Below are 21,335 nucleotides of genomic sequence, written 5' to 3'. Positions count from 1 at the left end.
TCAAGGGTGTGAAACGTACGGGTCGGTAACCCCGCGCGTCCGCAGACCCGTCGTGCTACGCGTCCGGACGCTCCGCGCCCCGGCTCGCGCGTGCGACGCTGCGGCGGTCCAGGACGACCGCGACGAAGCCCGCCACGAGCATCCCGACCGTCACCCCGCCCAGGAGGATCACGCTGAACAGCACGCCCGGCTTGTCGAGCGACCGGGCGGCGTCGTCGCGCAGGACGGACCCGCCGACGAACAGCCCGAGCACCAGGCCCAGCACCGCACCGGCCCACAGGAACGCCTTGTACTTCGGGGCACGGCGCACCGCGCCGGAGCCCACCACGTCACGGACGTCGACGTCGGCGGCCTCGACCTCCGCGCCGGCCGGGAGCTCGGTCGCCGCGCCCTCCTGCTCGACGGCTCCCTCGGAGCCGGGGTCGGCGGCAGGGCGGGACGGGACGGGCTCGGTGCTCACGCGCCGACCCTATCCCGCCCCGCTGGACGTCCCGGCCGTCGTCCCCCCGTCGTCCCGGTCGCACCGCGCGGGTGCGACCGGGATCACACGGCCGGACCGTCAGAACGTCACGAGCAGTCCTTGGCCCGGTAGTCCTTCGTCACGACCTGGTAGTGACCGGTGCCGTCCCAGTAGTACGCCGCCACCGTGAGCGTCCCCGCCGGGACCGACGCCAGACCCGTCGCGAACACGTTCGCCACGGACGTCAGCGGGGCGACCTTCGTGAACTTCTTGTCGCCGTACGGCGTCGTCAGCCGGATGTCGAGCGCCTGCTTGGGCTCACCCGCCACGACCGACGTCGACAGGAACACCTTCCCGCCCGAGCAGAACGGCACCGCGGTGGGCGCCTTGACCCGCACCTGCACGGGCTCCTTCAGCGGCAGGTCGAGCCCGACGAGGATCGGGTCGTGGTCGGACGACCGGAACGCCGTCGTGTCGTACAGGTTCGACACGTTGTAGTTGTACCGGGAGTACTCGTTGGCGATCGGCTCGACCGAGTTGATGTTCCAGACGTCCGCCTGCGCGACCTTCGCGAGCGCCGGCGACGCGAACGCGTGGTCGAGCGACCCCACGTACCCGCCGAACAGGTACGTCTGCTTGCCCGTCGTCGCGCCCAGGTCGGTGAAGCCCGCGTCGGTCAGGACCTTCACCGGGTCCTCCTGGCCGTAGGCGTTGAAGTCGCCGACCATGAGCACCTTGTCGGTCCCGGCGGCCGCCGCGAACGACGACTCGAAGTCGAGCAGCGCGTGCGCCTCCGCGACCCGGGTCGCGTTGAACGCGCCCTGGCCGTCACCGGAGTCCAGGTCGCCGGGAGGAGCCGACGCGTCCGCGCTCTTCGACTTGAAGTGGTTCGAGATCACCACGACGTCGTCGGCCTTCGTGCCGCCCACAGGGCGCCACGTCTGCGCGAGCGGCTCGCGGGCCAGGTCGAACGCGGACGCACCCACGAGGATCTTCGAGTCCCCGATCGGCGCGACCACGGCCGGCTTGTAGATGAACGCGACACGGATGACGTCCTCGCCGGTCGGCACGGTCGTGGGCGACGGGACGTATTTCCAGGTGCCCGCGCCAGCGTCCGCGTTGAGCGCGTCCACGAGCTGCGCGAGCGAGGCGTCCCGGGCGAGGCCGGCCGTCGTGAGCGAGTTCTCGATCTCCTCGAGCGAGACGACGTCGGCGCCCAGGCCGTTGATCGCGTGCACGATCTTGGTCTGCTGCCGCTGCAGGTTCTCGGCGTTCGCCGCCCCGCGCGCCGCGCACCCACCGCTCACCGTGATCGGGTTGCCCGCACGGTCCTTGTAGTACGTGCACCCGGTGAGCTGGTCGCCCGTCGTCGTGAAGTAGTTCAGGACGTTGAAGCTCGACACGTGCAGGTTCCCCGCGACGGTCGGCGCGGGCGTCCGCGTGTCCGCGAAGGTCACCGGCTGCACGGCGTCCGCGTTCGCCGGGGTGAGCTCGGTGAGCGGCTCGAACGCCCACAGCGAGTACCGGAAGTCGAGGACGACCGGGGACGTGAACGTCACCGCCGCGCCCACGCGCGCCGGCTTGCCGCCCGTGAGGTACGGCAGCGGCTTCGACGCGTTCGCCGCCGACGAGAAGTTCGTCGTCGCACCGTCGTCGAGGACGACCGCGCGTGCGGCACGGTCGGCCACCGCGGCCGCGGCCTCGGCGCTGCCCGGACGGCCCGCCTGCGTGGGCTGCACGAACGCCGTGGTGCCCGCGGCGAGCGTGAACGACCCGTAGTAGTTCGTCGAGTAGTTGTCCGCGACCACGTAGCTGCCGGCCGGGGCGACGAGCATGCCCTCGAGGGACTCGCGCCGCGCGTCCGACGACGGGAACGCGACCGTCGCCGGCTTGACCGCCGGGACCGCGTCCGGGACCACGCTCCACGACGTGGCGTTGAGCTCGGTGAGCCCGCTGAACTCGCTGACCTTGCCCGTCACCTCGACGTACTGGCCCGCCTTCAGCGCCGCTGCGGCCGCCGTGGAGTACACGAACAGGCCGTCGGACGCCGTGTGCGTCGCGAGGTCGAGGTCACCGCCCGTCCCGGGCGTCTGGATGTAGAGGCCGTTGTAGCCGCCCGTCGGGTAGGTCGCCGTGACGACACCGCGCGTGGTCACGGTCTCGCCCACGAGCGGGCTGGTGTCCGTGGTGCCCTGGATCTCCTCGATCGTGCGCACCGGTCCTGCAGTCGGGGTGCTCGTCGCGGTCGGAGTCGGCGTCTGCGTCGGCGTGGGGGTGGGGGTGTCGGTCGGCGTGGACGTCGGCGTCGTCGGGGACGACGCGCTGTTCTCCGGCGTCACCGCCGACCCGAACGCGAAGTCCGCCGCGTTGGCGTCGCCGTCCGACGACGGGTCGGTCCGCGTGAGCGAGCCCGGCGTGGCGTTGCTCGACGGCAGCCCGGTGACCGCGGCCGTCTCGAAGGTGTTCGACGTGCCGTACCCCAGCAGGTCCACGACCTTCGCACCTCTCGCGACGTCGCCGACGACCGAGCCGGTCGGCAGCGTCACCTTGTCGGTGGTCGTGACCAGCGCGATCGTGCCGGCCGACCCCGACGGGTTGAGCGCCGCGCCCGACGCGTCCGGGGCAGGCAGCTCCGCGCCCACGGTGCCGTTGGACCCGCCCGCCACGAGGTAGTGCGCGTGCGGGGCGATGCTCCCCGTCAGCGGGACCGACGACGTCGACGCAGCGGTCCCCGTGGCCGACCGGTACTGCACGGACCACCCCGACACGTCGACCGCTGCCGACGTCGGGTTGTAGAGCTCGACGAACTTCGTGCGGAACGGCGCGTTCGCGCTCCCGCCCGACAGGTACGCCTCGGACACGACCACGTGCCCCGCTCCCCCGTCGTCGGCGGCAGCGGCGACCCCCGCGGCCACGGCGACCACCGCACCGCCCACCAGCCCCACCGCGGCCACCATCGCCGTCACCGACGACGCTGAACGCCGCCCCCTCGTCACTCGTCCGACGTCCACATCGGCTCCCTCGCTCGCAGCGTCGCGCGCGGCCCGGACGAGCACGCGCCCCCTCATCCCAGGTCACGTGCGTGACGCCCGGATGAACGGGCTGTGTGACCGGGGTTACCAGTGGGTACGTTGCCGCACGATCAGCGCGACGGCACCCCGTACCGCGACCGGCGCCGCCGCACCGCAGGTCAGCGGGGTCGAGCGGCCTGCAGCGGCAGGTGGCGCGCCACCTCCGCCGCGCGCTCGCCCGACGCGCGGACACGGCCGTCCGCGGCGGCCTCGTCCCAGCCGAGCTCTCCGCCCACGAGGGCCAGCCACGTCGCGGGGTCGGTCTCGACGACGTTGGGCGGGGTGCCGCGCGTGTGCCGCGGTCCGTCGACGGCCTGCACGGCCCCCCACGGCGGCACGCGCACCTCGACGGCGTGACCGGGTGCGACGTCCGCCAGCTCCTCGAGCGTGAACCGGACCGCCGTCGCGACGTCTTGGCGGGCGGGGGCCGTGCCGCCCTCCGTCGCGGCACGGTACGCAGCGAGCGCGGCGCGCCCGGCGGCGGGGTCGGTCCGGCGACGAGGAGGCATCGTCCGAGGCTAGTCGTGCGGCCCGGCGAGCTCGAACGCGACCACGCGCTCCTCGACCGACGCCCGGGCGAGCCGCACCCGGACCGGCTCGCCCAGCGGGAGGACCCGCCCGGTCACCGGCGCACGCAGGGCCGGATCGGCGACCACGACCTGTCCGCGCTGCACGCCGTCGTCCGGCGCGGTCGCCCCGTCCTTCGCGGTCGTCGGCATCCCGTTCGTCCTCGGCCCGGGCTCGGCGACGTCGACGACCACCCCGTCGAACACGTCGCCGACCCGGTCCTGGACCAGCGCCGCCTCGACGGTGTCGAGGCACGCCCGCTCGTACGACCCGGCCCGCTGTCCTGTGCGCGCCATGATCTTCGGCAGGGCCGCCAGTCCGGTCCGGACCCACGCCGGGACCGGAGTGCCCGCGGCGACCGCGAGGCACGCCTCGGTGCCGAACCGGTCCACGAGCCGCCGCAGCGGGGCGGTCACGTGTGCGTACTCGGCTGCGATCGCCGCGTGCCCGACGGGCTGGTCGCCCGGCACGCCCTGCGGCAGGCCGTCACCACCGAACGCGACGTACGACGCCCCCCGGAACAACGACGTCGCCTCCGTGAGGAACGCCGCGTCGTGCGGCCGGGACGAGTCGAGCGTCGCGAGCACGTCCCCGTACGACGCGTCGGCGGGCCAGTCGATGCCGAGCGCCCGGGCCGTGCGGCGCAGGCGGGCGACGTCGCGCGCGTCGGCCGGCGGCAGCGTCCGCAGGATGCCGACGCCACCGCGCCGCATGAGCTGTGCCGCCGCGATCCCGGTCAGGAGCGACACCTGCGCGTTCCAGCTCTCCACCGGGAGCGTCTCGCGCAGCTCGAGCGTGGTGGTGCCGTCGTCACGCTCGACGAACTCCTGCTCGGGGACGTCGAGGGAGACGCCACCGCGGTCGCGTTCACGCGCGATCCGCAGGGCGCCGATCTCGCGCAGCAGCCCGAGGCTCGTGCGCACGGTGTCGGGGAGCGCTGCCGCGGGGGGAGCCGTCGGTGCTGTGGGTGGCGTCCGTGCTGTGGGTGGCGTCGCGGCGCCGCCGTCGAGGACGGTCTGCACCGCGTCGTAGCTCAGCCGGGCCACCGACCGGACCACCGCGCGACGCACGTCGGTCGACACGATCTCGCCGTGTCCGTCGAGGACGATCCGCCAGACGACGGCCGGGCGGTCGACGTCCGGGAGCAGGCTCGCGGCCCCCTCGGACAGCTCGGGCGGGTGCAGCGGGATGCGTCCGTCGGGCCCGTAGAGGGTGCTGCCGCGCTCGTGCGCCTCGATGTCGACCGGGCCGCCGGCATCGACGAACGCGGCGACGTCCGCGATGGCGTACCGGACGACGAAGGCCGGGGCGCTCTCGTCGGGGCCGGTCTCCGGCCGATCCGTCGCGCCGTCGTCGCCGACCCGTGCGAGGAACATCGCCTGGTCGAGGTCCATCGAGCCGGCCGGGTCGATGGTGTGGAACGGGACGTCGCGCAGGTCGTCGCGGCCCGGCTCGGACGTCAGGTCGCGGACCGCGGCCTCACGGGCGGCGGCCGTGACCTCGGGCGGGAACGCGTCGGGGAGCTGCATCTCCGCGCGGAGCGCGGCGAGGGACCGGCGGACGGCACGCGAGGTCGCGGCGTCGGCGCCCGCGATCCGCAACAGATGGGGATGCACGTCCCGAGGCTAGCGACGAGAGCGCGCCGACACCGCGCGGGGGCCCTCCGAGGGACCGGTCCTGCCGGGGTGCGTCTCCGGCAGGACCGGTGGTCTGGTGGCCTGGTTGCCTCAGCCCTTGTCGAGCCCGGCGGTGCCGAAACGGTCGCGGGTCGCGCCGCCGTCGCCCGCCGCGGCGGCCGCGAGCTCGGCTCGCACCTCCTCACGGAGCCTGCCGTGGTTCTCCGGCTGCGGTGCCGCGGAGAGCAGCAGCTTCGTGTAGTCGTGCTGCGGGTCGAGGATCACCTGGTCCGACGGACCCCGCTCGACGACCTTCCCGCGGAACATCACGAGGATCTCGTCGGAGAAGTGGCGCGCCGTCGCGAGGTCGTGCGTGATGTAGAGGACGCCGAGGTTCTCCTCACGCTGGAGCCGCGCGAACATGTTGAGCAGCCCGAGCCGGATCGACACGTCGAGCATCGAGACGGGCTCGTCCGCGATGAGGAACCGCGCGCCCGGCGCCAGCGCACGCGCACTGGCGACGCGCTGACGCTGGCCGCCCGAGAGCTCGTGCGGGCGGCGCGCCGCCATCTGGCGCGGAGGGTTGAGGTTGACCCGCTCGAGCAGGCGGTCGATCTCGGCCTCGATCGCGTCGCGACCCTTCGCCGTCCCGTGGATCTTGATGGGGCGCTCGAGGTGGTGGTCGATCGTGTGGAACGGGTTGAGCGACGCGAACGGGTCCTGGAACACCATCTGGACGTCGTTGCGGTACCGCGCGAGGCCGATCCCCCGCCGCGCGCTCGGCGTGCCGTCGAGCAGGATCTCGCCCGACGTCGGGGTCTCGAGCTTCGACAGCATGCGCGCGACCGTCGACTTGCCCGAGCCGGACTCGCCGACGAGCGCGATCGTCTTGCCCGGTTCGAGCGTGAACGACACGTCGTCCACCGCGCGCAGGGTCGACGAGCGCCATCCTGAACGGACCTTGAAGTCTTTGGTCAGGTGACGGACCTCGAGCGTGCCGGTCATCTCAGACCACCTCTCCCGTGCGGATGAACGAGCCGCGGTCCCCGGTGAGGCTGGGGAACGACGACAGCAGCTTGCGCGTGTACTCGTGCTGCGCAGACCGGTAGATGTCGGCCGACGTGTTGAGCTCGACGATCTCGCCCTGCAGCATCACGGCGATGCGGTCCGAGATCTCGAGCAGGAGCGGTAGGTCGTGCGTGATGAAGACGACGGCGAAGCCGAGCTGCTCGCGCAGCCGCATGATCTCGCGCAGGATGCCGCGCTGGACCACGACGTCGAGCGCGGTCGTGGGCTCGTCCATGATCATGACCTGCGGCCGCAGGGCGAGCGCCATGGCGATCATGACGCGCTGCCGCATGCCGCCGGACAGCTCGTGCGCGAAGCTGTCGATGCGCTGCGGGTCGACGCCGACCATGCGCAGAAGCTCCTGCGACTCGGCCAGCATCTCCTTCTTCGACATGCCGGGCCGGTGGGTGCTGAAGACGTCGAAGAGCTGCTTCTTGACGCTGATGACCGGGTTGAGCGAGTTCATCGCCCCCTGGAACACCATGGAGATCTTGTCCCAGCGGAACGCGCGGAGCTGCTCGCCCGACAGGCCGAGCACGTCGATGTCGGTGCCGGACTGGTCGTGGAACGTGACGGCCCCCGAGCGCAGGTCGGCCGGCGCCTTGAGCAGCCGGTCGAGCCCGTACGCGAACGTCGACTTGCCGCAGCCGGACTCGCCCGCGAGGCCGAGGATCTCGCCGCGGTGCAGCGTCAGCGACACGTTCTTCACGGCGTGCACCGGCGGCTCGACGAGGTAGTCGATCGTGACGTCGGTCGCGGTGAGCACGGGCTCCAGGCCACGCAGGTACTCGGCGTGGCCGGGCAGGCTGAGCGGACCGGTCTGCTCGACCGGGCGGGACGTGGTCAGGGTGTCGGGGCTCATGCGCCGGCCTCCAGGGTCGCCGAACCGGCCTCGCCCTCCGTCTTGCGGGCCTTGCGGACCCGCTTGACGGCCTTCGGGGCGTTGCGCAGCTTCGGGTTGATGATCTCGTCGATGGAGAAGTTGATGAGCGAGAGGCCGCAGCCGAGCACCGCGATGAGCAGGCCCGGCGGCACGAACCACCACCACGCCCCGAGGGTCAGGGCCGAACCCTGCTGCGCCTGGTAGAGCATGATGCCCCAGGTCACGGCACCCGTCGGACCGAGCCCGAGGTACGACAGGCCGGCCTCGCCGAGGATCGCGAAGATGATCGCGAAGATGAACTGGGCCGCGACGAGCGGCAGCAGGTTCGGCAGGATCTCGACCGCGATGATGCGGATCGACTTCTCGCCCGAGACCCGCGAGGCGAGCACGTAGTCGCGGATGCGCAGCGACTTCGCCTGGGATCGCAGCACGATCGCGGAGCCCGCCCAGGACGTCAGGCCGAGCACCCCCGCGACGAGCCACATGGACCGGCTCGACGAGTACGCGGCGAGCACGATCGTCAGGGGCAGCGCCGGGATGACGAGCATGATGTTGGTGACGAGCGACAGGCCCTCGTCCGCCCACCCGCCGAGGTAGCCGGCGAAGATGCCGAACACCACCGAGAACACGAGGGCGATGACGCCCACGACGATCCCGATGAGCAGCGAGCCCCGGGCACCGTGCGCGAGCTGGGCGAAGATGTCGTTGCCGATCGCGGTCGTCCCGAGCAGGTGCCCCTGCTCGCCCGGCCGCAGGAGCCCGTCGTACTCCGTGTTGCTCGGGTCGAGCGTGAAGAACGGCGCGATGATCGCGAACAGCACGATCGCACCGACGATCACGAGCCCGATGACGAGCTTCGGCGAGACGGACGGCAGCATGTCGCGCATCCGGCTCCGCGGTGCGACCACGCTGGCCTGACCGGTCATGGTGGCGGCGAGCGAGCCGTCGCCGACCACCTCGCCGAGCTCCTGCTCGGTCGGGAGGCCGTCGGCCACGACCTCCGCGGACGCGACCGTGGTGGCCGCGGGCGTGACGAACTCGGACTCGCGGACGTCCTCGCCGATGGTGTCGTTGTGGTCAGCCATGGTGCCGCGTCCTCGGGTCGATGAAGCCGTAGATGATGTCCATGACGAAGTTCGCCGCGAGCACGGTCACCGTGGTCAGGAGGAAGACGCCCTGCATGAGCGTGTAGTCGGCGTTCTGCACCGCGGTGATCATGAGCTTGCCGACGCCCGGGTAGCTGAACACCTGCTCCATGACGAGCGAGCCGGACACCACGAAGGCGAGCGTGACCCCGAAGCCCGCGAACGACGGCAGCGCGGCGTTGCGCACCGCGTACGTCCACAGGACGCGCCGCGGACGCAGGCCCTTGGCCTCGGCCGTGACGATGTAGTCCTCGGAGAGCGTCGAGACCATCATGTTGCGCATCCCGACGAGCCAGCCTCCGACCGAGCTGAGGATGATCGTGGTGGCCGGCAGGACGGCGTGCTGGAACACGTCCACGATCGACGGCCACGACAGCTCGGGATGGTCGTAGGTCTGGACGTCCCAGCCCCACGCCACCGGCGCCCAGCCCATCTGCATCCCGACGAAGTAGACGAGGAGCAGCGCGAGCCAGAAGTACGGGATGGACTGGAGGAGCGTCGTGAACGGGATGAAGGCGTCCCACGCGGTGCCGCGCTTCCACCCGATCCACGCCCCGCCGGCGATGCCGATCGCGAACGAGAGGATCGTCGCGATCCCGACGAGGCAGATGGTCCACGGCAGGGCGTCCCGGATGAGGTCCCAGACCGGCTCGGGAAACTTCGAGACGGAGATGCCGAGATCGCCGTGGAACAGGTTCTTGATGTAGGTCCAGTACTGCGTCCAGAGCGACTCGTCCGAGCCGCCGAGGATGAGCTTGACGTTCTGCACCACCGCCGGGCTCACGTCGCCGTTGCGGGCGAGCTTCGCCAGGAGGATGTCTGCGGGATCACCCGGCAGCATCCGTGGGATGAAGAAGTTCAGGGAGATGGCGGCCCAGAGGGTGATCGCGTAGAACGCCACCCGCCGCCCGTAGTACTTCATGACAGCGTTCTTCCCATCGTCGTCAGGCTCATCCTCGGCGTCGGACTCTCAGGTCAGCTCAGCGGGACGAGGTTGGCGAGGATCACACCGGCCGACCCCGAACCCCACGACGGCGGGAAGGCGTACAGGTCGTCCTGCGTGGGCCAGCCCGAGACGTCCTTCGTGTTGTAGAAGGTCTGCGTCGCGTTGATGATCACCGGGATGTACGGGACGTCGTTGACGATGTTCTTCTGGATCGTCGCGTACGCCTCCTTCTTCTTCGCCTCGTCCTGCGTGGACGCAGCGGCCTTGACGGCAGCGTCGACCTCAGGGTTGGAGTAGCGCGTGAAGTTCCACGTGCCCGGCTTGAGGGCCGTGCCGACCTTCGTGGTCGACTCGCCCGAGAACCAGTCCTTGTAGATCTGGAACGGGTCGGCGACGGACGTCCCGACGACGCCGCCGACGAGGAGCTCGAAGTTCCCCGAGGTGCGCGCGTCCGACCACTCCTGCTGGGAGATGGTGCTCGCCGTGATCTTGATGCCCGCGGCCTTGGCCTGCGACGCGACGAGCTCGGCGGCCTGGTTGTAGTCCGTCCAGTCCGTCGGGGACTTCAGCGTGAGGTCGATCTCCTTGCCGTCCTTGGCGTAGAAGCCGTCGGCATCCTTGGTGTAGCCGGCCTCCTCGAGGATCTTCGACGCCGCAGCCGCGTCCGCGGACTGGGGCGACTCCTTCCAGTCCGGGTTGGTGATCCACTGGTCGTCGCGACCGATCTGCGCGAACGTCGGCGAGATCGTGCCGCCGAGGCCCTTGAAGGCCTTGTCGTTGATCTGCTTGCGGTCGATCGCGAGGTTGAGCGCCTGACGGACGGCGACGTCCGTCTGCGCACCCTTGCAGCCCTCGGCCTCCGACGAGCAGGTGTAGATCGTCGTCGGGTCCTGCGGCGTGTTGATGTACCCGGCGCCGGTCGCGGTGACCGCGTCGACGTCGGGGATGAACATGCCGGTCCAGTCGATCTTGCCCTGCTTGAGCAGGTTCTCGGCCTGGGGGTCGCCGTCGACGGCGACGTACCGGACCTCCTTGATCTTCGGCGTGCCTGCGTCGCGGTAGTTCGGGTTGGCGACGACCGTGTACGCCTGCGAGGAGAAGGAGTCCTTCTTCACGACGTAGGGGCCGGTTCCGACCGGGTCGTCGTTCGTGAACTTGGCGGGGTCCTTGACGTCCTTCCAGATGTGCTCCGGGATGATCACCGTGGCACCGAGGAGGGAGAACTCGTTCGTGAACTGAGGACCGTCGAAGGACAGCACGACGGTGGTGTCGTCGGTCGCCTCGGCGGACTTGAGGTAGGCCGGCTTGGAGAGCGAGAAGTTGTACGTGTACGCGACGTCCTTGGCCGTGAACGGCGTGCCGTCGCTCCACTTGACGCCCGACTTCACCTTGATGGTGAGCTGCGTGCCGTCCGCGTTGAACTCGTACGAGTCGCCGAGCAGCGGCTTCGGCGCCCCCGAGCCGGCCTTGTTGAAGTAGAAGAGCGTCTCGTAGATCGGGCCCATGGCGGCGTGCAGCACGGTGGGCGAGTAGGGGTTGAAGTTGTCGACCATCGGCGTGTACTCGCCGGCCCACACGTTGAGGACGCGGGTGGAGTTGGCGACACCGGTCGCCTTGCCCGCCGAGGCGGGCGTGTTCTCGCTGCCCTTGCTGCCGCCGCCGCAACCGGCGAGCAGGAGGCTGAGGCCGGACGCGAGCGCCACGGCACCGACGACGCTCTTGCGTCGCGTGCTTCGGATCATCCTTGGTCCCTTTCCAGTGGTGTGGACGGCGGCCACAGGTCCACGCGCCGTCGCGAGGTGTGGCAGGGACGCTAACAAACGGCGCTGAGGGCCGACTACCAATTCAACAGGAAAGTTACCTAACTGAAATCAGGCCGAACCTCTCCCCGCCGCTCACGGCACGCCGGGCGGTCCGGGCGGTCCGGGCGGCTCAGCCCTCGAGCGCCGCGTCCAGGGCGTCCCGAGCGGCCGCCACGAGGATCTCGTCCGTCACCTCGTAGCCGTCGCCCGACCCGCCGCCGGGGCCACCGGCGTCGACCCGCACCGTCTTCGCGGACAGGTGGACGGCGTCGACCCCCGCCCCCACGATCGCGGCGATGTCGGCCACGCGGACGCCGCCGCCCGCCTGCACCTGGAGCGGGAGGTGCTCGTCGTGCACGTACCGGACGCAGTGCGCGAGCCGCTCGAGGCCGTCGACCGTCCGCTGGGCCCCGCCGGACGTCAGCACGCGCGCGACACCGAGCGCGGCGAGCACGTCGAGCGCGTGCAGCGGGTCAGGGACCATGTCGAGCGCGCGGTGGAAGGTCACCTCGCGCCCCTCTGCGGCCGCGACGAGCTGCCGCAACGCCCCGGCGTCCACCTCGCCGTCCGCGGTGAGCACGCCGACCACGACGCCGTGCGCACCGGCGTCCACCGCAGCCCGGACGTCGGCCACCATGACGGCCAGCTCGCTCGCGTCGTGCACGAAGCCCCCGGCCCGCGGCCGGATCAGCGGGTGCACCTCGATCGGGTCGTGGTCCGTGAAGTCCTCGGCCGCGGTCAGGGCCAGGTCGAGCAGACCGATGCTGGGGGTGAGACCGCCCGTGGCTCCCAGCGCGGCGCACAGCTCGACGCGCTGCGCCCCGGCGGCCCGGGCGGCGAGGACCCCTGCGACGTCCTGGACGGCGATCTCCAGCGCGACGGCGTGCGGCGGACGGACGCTCGAGCCGGGTCCCCCGGCGCTCTCGGTGCTCATGGACGCTCACGCTAGCGCGCTCGGCCGGGAGGGGCCGCCGGTCCCGTGTTTCGCAACGGAGGTCCACGGGGTGAGAAGAATCCGTCCGCACGGCGAGAAAACTTGAGTGTCTTGCTACACAATGCCCATGACCGCCGAACCCCTCACCCCCGACCTCGCCGGGCTCGACGCCCTCCTCGCCGAGCAGGACGAGCCGCAGCTCTCCCCCGACGCCTACAAGACCGTGTTCCGGCAGCACCCCGCCGGCGTGGCCGTCGTGGCGCTCGTCGACGACGCCACCGGCCGCCCCGTCGGCTTCACCGCCACCTCCGTGATCTCGGTGTCCGCGACCCCGCCGCTGCTCGCGTTCTCCATCGCGTCCACCTCGTCGTCCTGGGACGCGCTCTCCCGCGCACGCACCCTCGCGGTGAGCTTCCTCGCCGACGACCAGGACGACGTCTCCGCCCGGTTCGCCACCAGCGGCACCGACCGCTTCGCCGCCGGAGGCTGGTCGGCCCTGCCCACCGGCGAGCCCGTCGTCGACGGCGCCCTCACCTGGGTCCGGGCTCGCGTCGTCCAGCGCACCCCGGTCGGGTCGAGCTACCTCGTCTCGCTCCGCGCCCTCGAGCACGGCACGCGCGGCGACGCCACCGGCCCGCTCGTCTACCACGACCGCACCTACCACCGGATCGGCGACCACACCGCGATCTGAACGGAGCACCCCATGCTGCGCTACGTCGCCGGCCGGCTCGGCCAGGCTCTGCTCGTCCTGTGGGCCGCCTACACCGTGTCGTTCTTCGTCCTGTGGGCGCTCCCCAGCGACCCCGTGTCCCTGCTCCTCGGCACCGACCCCTCCGACGTGACGCCCGAGCAGCTCGCCGCCGTGCGCCACGAGTACGGGCTCGACCAGCCCCTCCTGGTCCAGTACGTCCACCAGCTCGGCGACGTCCTCCACGGCGACCTCGGCCGCTCCGTGAGCACCCGCCAACCCGTGACCACGCTCCTCGGGGACGCCATCGGGCCGACCGCGCAGATCGCCGCCGCAGGGCTCCTGCTCGCCGTGCTCCTCGGCGGCGGGCTCGCTGTCGCCGCCACCCTGACGCGGAACCGTCGGCTCGCCGGCACCCTGCTCGGGCTGCCTCCCCTCGGCGTCGCCGTCCCCGGGTTCTGGTTCGGGCTCGTGCTGCTGCAGTGCTTCTCGTTCCGCCTCCCCCTGTTCCCGGCCATCGGCGACGACGGCCTCGCGTCGATCGTCCTGCCCGCCGTCACGCTCGCCCTGCCCACGGGCGCCGTCATCGCACAGCTCCTGTCCAAGAGCCTCACCGCGGCCCTGCGCGAGCCGTACGCGGAGACTGCCCGCGCCAAGGGCGCGAGCCCCGCCCGCGTCCACCTCCGGCACGCCCTGCGCAACGCCTCCCTCCCGGCGCTCACCGCCGCCGGCCTCCTCGTCGGCGGGCTGCTCGGCGGGACCGTCGTCACCGAGACCGTGTTCTCACGCCCTGGCCTCGGACGCCTCACCGCCACCGCCGTGCAGTCCCAGGACGTCCCCGTCGTGCAGGGCGTCGTGCTCGTCGGCGCGACGGTGTTCGTCCTCGTGAACCTCGCCGTCGACCTCGTCTACCCCGTGCTCGACCCGCGCGTCGAGCAGTGGCGCCGGCGACGCACGCCCCGCGGTCACGGCACGCCCGCCGCCGTCCCCCAGCCCGCCTGACGGCGAGACCCCCCGACGCAGGAGCACCACGATGACCGAGATCGTCGCCGCCCGACCCGCCGCCGCGGCCCCCGCCACCACCGTCCCGCCCGCGACCGGGACCCCCGACGCGTCCGGGACCGGTGTCGGCCCGCGCGCCCCGCTCCCCGCCCCGGAGGTCGCGGGCTCCGGCACGGCCGCCCGGCCGGCGGTACGACTGCGCTGGGGTCTGCGGCTCGTCCTGCACCGCCCCGGGCTGCTCGTCGCGGTCCTCTGGCTCGTCGCGGTGGCCGCTGCCGCCCTCGCACCGCAGCTCCTCGCGTCCGGGGACCCCCTCGCCGCGCACCCCGACGACCGGCTCACCGGGCCGTCCGCCGCGCACTGGTTCGGCACCGACCAGCTCGGCCGCGACCTGTACACCCGCGTCGTGCACGGCACGGGCACCACGCTGCACGCCGCGCTGCTCGCGATCGCGGTCGGGCTCGTCGGCGGCACCGTCGTCGGGCTGCTCGCCGGGTTCGTCGGCGGAGCCGTCGACGCGGTGCTCATGCGGACCGCCGACGTCCTGCTCGCCGTCCCCGGGCTCCTGCTCTCGCTCGCCGTCGTCACCGCGCTCGGTTTCGGGACCACGAACGTCGCCCTCGCCGTCGGCGCCACGAGCATCGCGACCGTCGCCCGCATCCTGCGCTCCGAGGTGCTGCGCGTGCGCACCTCCGCGTACGTCGAGGCGGCGCGCGCCGGTGGGTCGCGCTGGTGGCGCGTCCTCGGGGTGCACGTGCTGCCGAACTCCCTCGGGCCCGTCCTCGTCCTCGGGGCGCTCGAGCTCGGCACCGCGATCCTCGCCGTGTCGTCCCTGAGCTTCCTCGGGTACGGCGCCCAGCCCCCGCAGCCCGAGTGGGGCTCCCTCGTCGCCGCCGGTCGCGACTACCTCGCCGGCCAGTGGTGGCTCACCACGCTCCCCGGGCTCGTCATCGCTCTGACCGTGCTCGCGGGCAACCGGCTCGCCCGCGCGCTCGACACCGAAGGGAACCCGCAGTGACCGCTCCCCTCCTGGCCGTCGACGGCCTGCACGTCACGTACTCCAGCCCGCGCGGCGACGTCCCCGCCGTGCGGGGCGTCGCGCTCACCGTCGCCGCCGGCGAGACCGTCGCCCTCGTCGGCGAGTCCGGCTCCGGCAAGTCCACGACCGCGCACGCCGTCGTCCGGTTGCTCGCCCCCGGCGCGCGCATCACCGGCGGGACCGTGACGTTCCAGGGGACCGACCTCACCCGCGCCCCGGCCCGCGTGCTGCGGTCCGTGCGCGGCGTCGGTATCGGCCTCGTGCCCCAGGACCCGACCGTGTCCCTCAACCCCGTGCACCGCGTCGGCCGCCAGGTCGCCGAGGTGCTGCGCATCCACGGGCTCGCCGACCGGGTGTCCGCCGCGGCCGCCGCCGACGAGGCCCTGCGCGCCGCCGGTCTGCCCGACGGCGTCGCCGACCAGTACCCCCACGAGCTGTCCGGCGGCATGCGGCAGCGCGCCCTCATCGCCGTCGCGCTCGCCGCACGGCCCGCCCTGCTCATCGCCGACGAACCCACCAGCGCGCTCGACGTCACCGTCCAGCGCCGCATCCTGGACCGGCTCGACGACCTCACCGCGAGCTCCGGGACCGGCGTGCTGCTCGTCACCCACGACCTCGGCGTGGCCGCCGAGCGCGCCGACCGGATCGTCGTGATGTCCCAGGGACAGGTCGTCGAGGCCGGGACGCCGGACGAGATCCTCGGCGCCCCCCGCGACCCGTACACGCGCGCCCTGCTGGACGCGGCGCCGAGCCTGACCCACCGGCGCGCAGGTCGCCCGGCGGGCACCCGGCCGGCCGGCGCTGTGACCAGGGACCGCACGCCGTCCGGACCCGACCGCGCGGGGTCGGGCGCCGTCCTCGAGCTCCGCGGCATCGTCAAGGAGTTCCCGCGCCCGCGCTCGGTCGGCGGCGGCACGTTCCGGGCCGTCGACGACGTCGACCTCACCCTCCGCCGCGGCAGCACCCTTGGCGTGGTCGGCGAGTCCGGCTCCGGCAAGTCCACGACGGCACGCGTCGCGGTCCGGCTCGCAGACGCCACCGGCGGGCGCGTCCTGCTCGACGGGGAGGACGTCACCGCCGCCCGCGGGGGTGCGCTGCGCGCCGTGCGCCGCCGCGTCCAGCTCGTCCACCAGAATCCGTACGCGTCGCTCAACCCCCGGCTGTCGGTCGAGCGGATCGTCACAGACCCCCTGCGCGCGTTCGGCATCGGGGACCGCCGCAGCCGCCACGCCCGTGCCGTCGACCTCGCCGACCGGGTCGCGCTGCCGTCCACGGTCCTCGGGCGCCGGCCCGCCGAGCTCTCCGGGGGCCAGCGCCAGCGCGTCGCGATCGCCCGAGCCCTCGCGGTCGACCCCGACGTCGTCGTCCTCGACGAGCCCGTGTCAGCCCTCGACGTGCGCGTGCAGGCGCAGGTCCTCGAGCTCCTCACCGGGCTCCAGGCCGACCTCGGCGTCAGCTACCTGTTCATCACGCACGACCTCGCCGTCGTGCGGCAGGTCGCGCACGACGTCGCCGTCATGCGGAACGGGCGCGTCGTCGAGCACGGCCCCGCCGACCAGGTGCTGCACCACCCGCAGCACCCGTACACCCACGAGCTGCTCGAGGCGATCCCCGGCACCCGGGCCCTCGCGCACCCCTGAACCCACCCGCAGCACCCTCGGGACGACCCCCGACGGAACCACCCAGGAGACACCGATGACCCACCTCCCGCGCCGCACCCGGCGCCCCCGCACCGCGCTGCTCGTCGCCGCGACGTCGGCAACCGCCCTCGCCCTCGCCGCCTGCAGCGGCGGGTCGTCCGCGAGCGACGGCGGCACCGGGGGCGCGACGGACGGCGGAGACCTCGTGTTCGCCGTCCAGAACGACCCCATCTCGCTCAACCCGTCGGGCACCGGATCCGGCAACGACACCCTGTACGTCACCCGCCAGCTCGTCGACTCGCTGCTGTACCAGGACCCGAAGGACGGCTCCCTCGAGCCGTGGCTCGCCTCGTCCTGGACGGCCAGCAAGGACGCCCGGACGTTCACGTTCACGCTGCGCGACGACGTGACGTTCTCCGACGGGACCCCCCTGACCGCACAGTCCGTGAAGGACACCTTCGACGACATCGTGAAGAACGGCGCGAAGTCCCTCAACGCGATCGGCTCGTTCGTCGGGCTCGACAAGGTCGTCGCGAAGGACGAGCACACGGTCGAGGTGGACTTCACGACGCCGAACGCCGCGTTCCCGCAGGCCACGTCGCAGGTCGCGCTCGGCATCCTCGCCGAGTCGACCCTCAGGACGCCGTACGACGACCGCGCCGACGGCACCAAGGTCGTCGGGTCCGGCCCGTTCGTCCTCGACCACTACACGAAGAACGTCGAGGCCGTGCTCACGAAGCGCGCCGGGTACGCGTGGGCACCCGCGTCGTTCGACAACACGACGGGGGCGCACCTCGACACGGTGACGTTCCGGGTGGTGCCCGAGGCCGGCGTCCGGACAGGCACCCTGACGTCCGGGCAGTCGGACGTCGTCGGCGGCGTCCAGCCCAACGACGTCGCCCAGCTCGACTCCGCCGGCCTGCCCGTCGTGCACCGCGCCAACCCGGGCGTCGTGTTCGGCCTGACGTTCAACGAGTCGAGCACGTTCGGCAAGGACCCCGAGCTCCGCAAGGCCGTCGCGCTCGCGATCGACCCGAAGCAGGTGCAGCAGGCCGCGCTCGACGACCTGTTCGCGGTCGCGACGAGCCCGCTCGGCACCACGACCCCCGGGTACGCCGACGAGAGCGCGCACCTCGGCGCTGACCCGGACGAGGCGAAGAAGGTTCTCGACGCCGACGGCTGGACGTCCGGGAGCGACGGTGCCCGCTCCAAGGGTGGCAAGCCGCTGACGCTGACGATCCAGTGGATCAGCAACTTCGCCCCCAACCAGACGTCGCTCGAGCTCGTCCAGCAGCAGCTCAAGGCCGTGGGGATCGACGTGCGGCTCGAGTCGTCGCCTGTGCCCGACTTCCTCCAGAAGCTCCAGTCGGGCGACTTCGACGCCGCGTGGGGGAACTCGTCGCGGGCCGACGGCGACATCCTGCGGACGTCGTACTCGTCCGCGGCGTCGAACTACTACCGCGTCGACGACCCCACGCTCGAGAAGCTGCTCCAGGGCCAGCTCGCCGCCGGTGACGACACGCAGCGCGCGGCGCTGCTCGCCCAGGCGCAGGAGCGCATCGTGGAGCAGCACCACCAGGTGCCCGTGCACGAGCTCACGTCGATCCTCGGCACGCAGAAGGACGTCCACGGCGTGACGCTCGGCGCCGACTCGCGTCTCGACCTGCTGGTCGACGCGACCAAGGGCTGACGACGCCGGACGACGAACGGGCCCGGCCGCTCGCGCGGCCGGGCCCGTTCGTGCGTCTCGTTCAGGCGGCCGGCTCGGCCGCGTCGAGCGGGTCGCCGGCGCCCAGGGCGCGCGCCGCGTCGCGCTTCGCGACCTCCTCCCGGACGATCGGGATGACGTACCGGCCGAAGTCGATCGCGTCGTCGAGCAGGTCGTAGCCGCGCGCCGAGATGACGCTCACGCCGAGGTCGTAGTACGCGAGGAGCGCCTGGGCGACCGTCTCCGGGGTGCCCACGAGGGCGTTCGAGTTGCCGCCGCCGCCCGTCGCCTTCGCGGTCGCGGTCCACAGGGCGGCGTCGAACCGCTCCCCCTGCTCGGCGATCTCGAGGAGCCGCTGCGAGCCCGCGTTCTCCGGCGGCCCGGGACGGAACCGGCGCAGCAGGTCGCCCGCCGACGCCTTGCGCTCCTCGATCCGCCCGAGGATGCGGTGCGCCTTCTCCCACGCGAGCTCCTCGGTCGGCGCGATGATCGGCCGGAACGCGGCGTGGATGCGCGGGGGCGTGGCGCGACCGGCCGCACGGGCCTCGGCCGCCACCCGGGCGATCTGCTCGGCGGTGCTCGCGAGGGGCTCGCCCCACACGGCGTAGATGTCCGCCTCGGCGGCACCCACCCGGAACGCCGCGTCGGACGACCCGCCGAACGAGATCGTCGGCACCCGTCCCTCGAACGGCTTGGCGTCGAGCACGAAGTCGTCGAAGTCGTAGAACTCGCCGTGGTGGTCGAACGGCTCGGCGCTCGACCACGCCTTCTTGACGACCCGGATGTACTCCCCCGTGCGGGCGTAGCGCTCGTCCTTGGTCAGGCGGTCGCCCTCGCGCGCCTGCTCGTGGTCGCTGCCGCCCGTGATGAAGTGGACGGACAGGCGGCCCTGCGACACCTGGTCGAGCGTCGCGAAGGTCTTCGCCGCGAACGTCGGGTACGAGACGTTGGGGCGGTGCGCGAGCAGCAGCTCGATCGACTCCGTCCGCGCCGCGACCCAGCCCGCGAGCGCCGACGGCTCCAGGCCGCTCGACCCGTAGGCGAACAGGACGCGGGTCCAGCCGGTGTCCTCGTGGGCACGCACGAGGCGTTCCAGGTAGTGCAGGTCGACGGGCTTCGTGGTGGGTGCGGTGGTCTCGGAGGCGTCGCTCGTGGTGGCGATGCCGAGGAACTCGACGGGCATGGTGCGGCCTTCCGTGCGGTGGGTTCTCGGGGTCAGGCGGGGACGTGCTGGGAGGTGGCGTGCGCCAGGGCGACGGGCTCCGGGGCGGGCGCCGGCTCGTCCGGCGAGACCGTCGGCAGCCCGGCCGCCTGCCACGCCGGGAAGCCGCCGTCGACGTGGGTCACGTCGGTGAACCCGCGACGGCGCAGCTCGCGGGCGACCGGACCCGAGCCGTTCACGGACCCGCACACGACCACCACAGGGGTGTCGAGCGCGACGAGCGGCGTGCCTGCCTCGTCGAACAGGGAGTCGAGGCGGTGACGGTCCGTGATGCGCGCGCCGGGGATCGCCCCGGTCGCGGCGCGTCCGGCGGCGCTGCGCACGTCGACGAGCACGGCACCGGCAGCGACGCGGTCGCCCGCGTCGGCGGCACCCTCGACGGGCGCTCGCTCGGCCCACGCGGCCGCGAGCAGCTCGAAGGACCGCACGCGGTCGGCGGGGTCGAACGCCTCGGTGGTGACGAGCAGCTCGTCGGCTCCCGTCGCCCGGGCCAGCGCCTCGAGGCGGGCCACCACCTCGTCGGGCGAGCCGACGAGGCGCGAGTCGACGCGGTCGGCGACGAGGTCGCGGTCCGCGTCGGACCACTCCGTCCAGGGCACCGACGTGCCCGGCGCCGGGTAGGCGACGGCGCCGCCCGCACCCGACCGGATGGACCGGACCCACGTCGCGAACGGCTCGGCCAGGGCGCGGGCCTCGTCGCCGGTGGGCGCCACGAGCACGTCGGCCGACACGACGACGTAGGGGGCGTCCAGCACCCCGGGACGGAACGCCTCATGGTAGGCGGCCACGGTGTCGAGCACCGTGCCGGGGCTCACGTGGTAGTTCGCCGCGAGGGGCAGGCCGAGCTCGCCGGCGACGCGCGCCGACTCCCCACCGCTCGACGCGAGCACCCACAGGTCCAGCTCGGCGCCCTCGACGGGCGGGCTCGTGAACGGCAGACCCTGCGACGTGAACGTGCCGTCCCGCAGCGCGAGCACGGTCTCCAGCTCGGCACGGAAGTCACCGGCGTCCCGCGCACCGACGGCGGCGACCTGCGCGAGCAGGCGGGCACGCACGGTCGGGTCCCTCGGGTCGAACCGCACGGGACGCGGGACGACGAGCCCGTCGACGACCCGGCCGCGGTCCGGCGCACCTGCCGAGGCACCGTCCGGCGCCTCCGCAGGTGCGTCGACAGGTCCCCCGGCAGACGGCGGCGTGAACGCGCGGCCGACGCCGAGGTCGACCCGGCCCGGGTGGGCGGCGGCGACCGTCCCGAGCTGCTCGGCGCCCACGAGCGGGCTGGTGGTGCCGAGCAGGATCGCACCCGACCCCACGCGGATCGTCGTGGTGCGCTCGGCGGCGAGCGCGGCGAGCACCGCGGGCTGCGCGGACGCGACCCCGGGCGACAGGTGGTGCTGCGCGAACCAGATGCGCCGGTACCCGGCGGCGTCGGCGGCGGTCGCCACGTCGAGCGCCGCACGGATCGCGTCGGCGCCGGTCTGGCCCACGCTGACCGGCGCGAGCTCGAGGACGGACAGCGGGACGGGCTTCGGGGAGGTCACGGG

Annotated in this window: 17 protein-coding genes; 5 read left to right on the top strand and 12 right to left on the bottom strand. The window is 72.9% G+C overall.

Going from position 1 to position 21,335, the window contains the following annotated elements; genetic code table 11:
• Positions 1-55: 55 nt before the first annotated feature.
• The 10 genes from CLV34_RS06530 to CLV34_RS06485 form a co-directional block, all read right to left on the bottom strand.
• Complete coding sequence (locus CLV34_RS06530; RefSeq protein WP_100349472.1) at positions 56-460, bottom strand: hypothetical protein; 405 nt, start codon at positions 458-460, stop codon at positions 56-58.
• Positions 461-567: 107 nt separating this feature from the next.
• On the bottom strand, positions 568-3,417 hold the full coding sequence (locus CLV34_RS06525) for an ExeM/NucH family extracellular endonuclease (protein WP_100349471.1): 2,850 nt from the start codon (positions 3,415-3,417) through the stop codon (positions 568-570).
• Positions 3,418-3,650: 233 nt separating this feature from the next.
• Positions 3,651-4,040 (bottom strand): sterol carrier family protein, encoded by a 390-nt coding sequence (locus CLV34_RS06520; protein WP_100349470.1) that lies wholly within the window; start codon positions 4,038-4,040, stop codon positions 3,651-3,653.
• Positions 4,041-4,049: 9 nt separating this feature from the next.
• Positions 4,050-5,714: an RNB domain-containing ribonuclease gene (locus CLV34_RS06515; RefSeq protein ID WP_342747203.1), complete on the bottom strand. Its 1,665-nt coding sequence runs from the start codon at positions 5,712-5,714 to the stop codon at positions 4,050-4,052.
• A 111-nt stretch (positions 5,715-5,825) separates the two neighbouring features.
• Complete coding sequence (locus tag CLV34_RS06510; protein WP_100349469.1) at positions 5,826-6,719, bottom strand: ABC transporter ATP-binding protein; 894 nt, start codon at positions 6,717-6,719, stop codon at positions 5,826-5,828.
• 1 nt (position 6,720) lies between these two features.
• Positions 6,721-7,644, bottom strand: coding sequence for an ABC transporter ATP-binding protein (locus tag CLV34_RS06505; protein WP_100349468.1), 924 nt, complete (start codon positions 7,642-7,644; stop codon positions 6,721-6,723).
• Positions 7,641-8,750: an ABC transporter permease gene (locus CLV34_RS06500; RefSeq protein ID WP_342747202.1), complete on the bottom strand. Its 1,110-nt coding sequence runs from the start codon at positions 8,748-8,750 to the stop codon at positions 7,641-7,643. Before CLV34_RS06500 ends, CLV34_RS06505 begins: the two co-directional genes overlap by 4 nt.
• The gene (locus CLV34_RS06495) at positions 8,743-9,732 is read right to left on the bottom strand and encodes an ABC transporter permease (protein WP_100349467.1); all 990 of its coding nucleotides are present in this window, start codon (positions 9,730-9,732) and stop codon (positions 8,743-8,745) included. The genes CLV34_RS06500 and CLV34_RS06495 overlap by 8 nt, the downstream gene beginning before the upstream one ends.
• Positions 9,733-9,785: 53 nt before the next feature.
• A complete protein-coding gene (locus tag CLV34_RS06490) occupies positions 9,786-11,498 on the bottom strand; it encodes an ABC transporter substrate-binding protein (RefSeq protein ID WP_100349466.1) in 1,713 nt (570 codons plus the stop codon).
• Between the two features lie 190 nt (positions 11,499-11,688).
• Positions 11,689-12,492, bottom strand: a complete 804-nt coding sequence (locus CLV34_RS06485) for a copper homeostasis protein CutC (RefSeq protein WP_100349465.1) — start codon at positions 12,490-12,492, stop codon at positions 11,689-11,691.
• A 127-nt stretch (positions 12,493-12,619) separates the two neighbouring features.
• On the opposite strand from CLV34_RS06485, the gene CLV34_RS06480 reads away from it, so the two are divergent.
• The 5 genes from CLV34_RS06480 to CLV34_RS06460 are packed head-to-tail and all read left to right on the top strand — an operon-like array spanning position 12,620 to position 18,551.
• The gene (locus tag CLV34_RS06480) at positions 12,620-13,183 is read left to right on the top strand and encodes a flavin reductase family protein (RefSeq protein WP_100349464.1); all 564 of its coding nucleotides are present in this window, start codon (positions 12,620-12,622) and stop codon (positions 13,181-13,183) included.
• A 12-nt stretch (positions 13,184-13,195) separates the two neighbouring features.
• On the top strand, positions 13,196-14,182 hold the full coding sequence (locus CLV34_RS06475) for an ABC transporter permease (RefSeq protein WP_100349463.1): 987 nt from the start codon (positions 13,196-13,198) through the stop codon (positions 14,180-14,182).
• 31 nt (positions 14,183-14,213) lie between these two features.
• Entirely contained in the window at positions 14,214-15,200 is a 987-nt protein-coding gene (locus CLV34_RS06470) for an ABC transporter permease (RefSeq protein WP_100349462.1), read from the top strand.
• Positions 15,197-16,861: a dipeptide ABC transporter ATP-binding protein gene (locus CLV34_RS06465; protein ID WP_100349461.1), complete on the top strand. Its 1,665-nt coding sequence runs from the start codon at positions 15,197-15,199 to the stop codon at positions 16,859-16,861. Before CLV34_RS06470 ends, CLV34_RS06465 begins: the two co-directional genes overlap by 4 nt.
• A gap of 55 nt (positions 16,862-16,916) precedes the next feature.
• Positions 16,917-18,551, top strand: a complete 1,635-nt coding sequence (locus CLV34_RS06460) for an ABC transporter substrate-binding protein (protein WP_100349460.1) — start codon at positions 16,917-16,919, stop codon at positions 18,549-18,551.
• Positions 18,552-18,612: 61 nt separating this feature from the next.
• Here the strand turns inward: CLV34_RS06460 and CLV34_RS06455 are convergent, their stop codons facing one another.
• Entirely contained in the window at positions 18,613-19,752 is a 1,140-nt protein-coding gene (locus CLV34_RS06455; RefSeq protein ID WP_100349459.1) for an LLM class flavin-dependent oxidoreductase, read from the bottom strand.
• Between the two features lie 32 nt (positions 19,753-19,784).
• Positions 19,785-21,332, bottom strand: coding sequence for an LLM class flavin-dependent oxidoreductase (locus CLV34_RS06450; RefSeq protein ID WP_100349458.1), 1,548 nt, complete (start codon positions 21,330-21,332; stop codon positions 19,785-19,787).
• Between the last annotated feature and the right edge of the window lie 3 nt (positions 21,333-21,335).

The sequence above is a fragment of the Luteimicrobium subarcticum genome, from assembly GCF_002798015.1.
Classification (GTDB): Bacteria; Actinomycetota; Actinomycetes; order Actinomycetales; family Cellulomonadaceae; genus Luteimicrobium; species Luteimicrobium subarcticum.
Note: the sequence above shows the minus strand (reverse complement) of the source record. Positions and strands in the feature narration are given on the sequence as shown.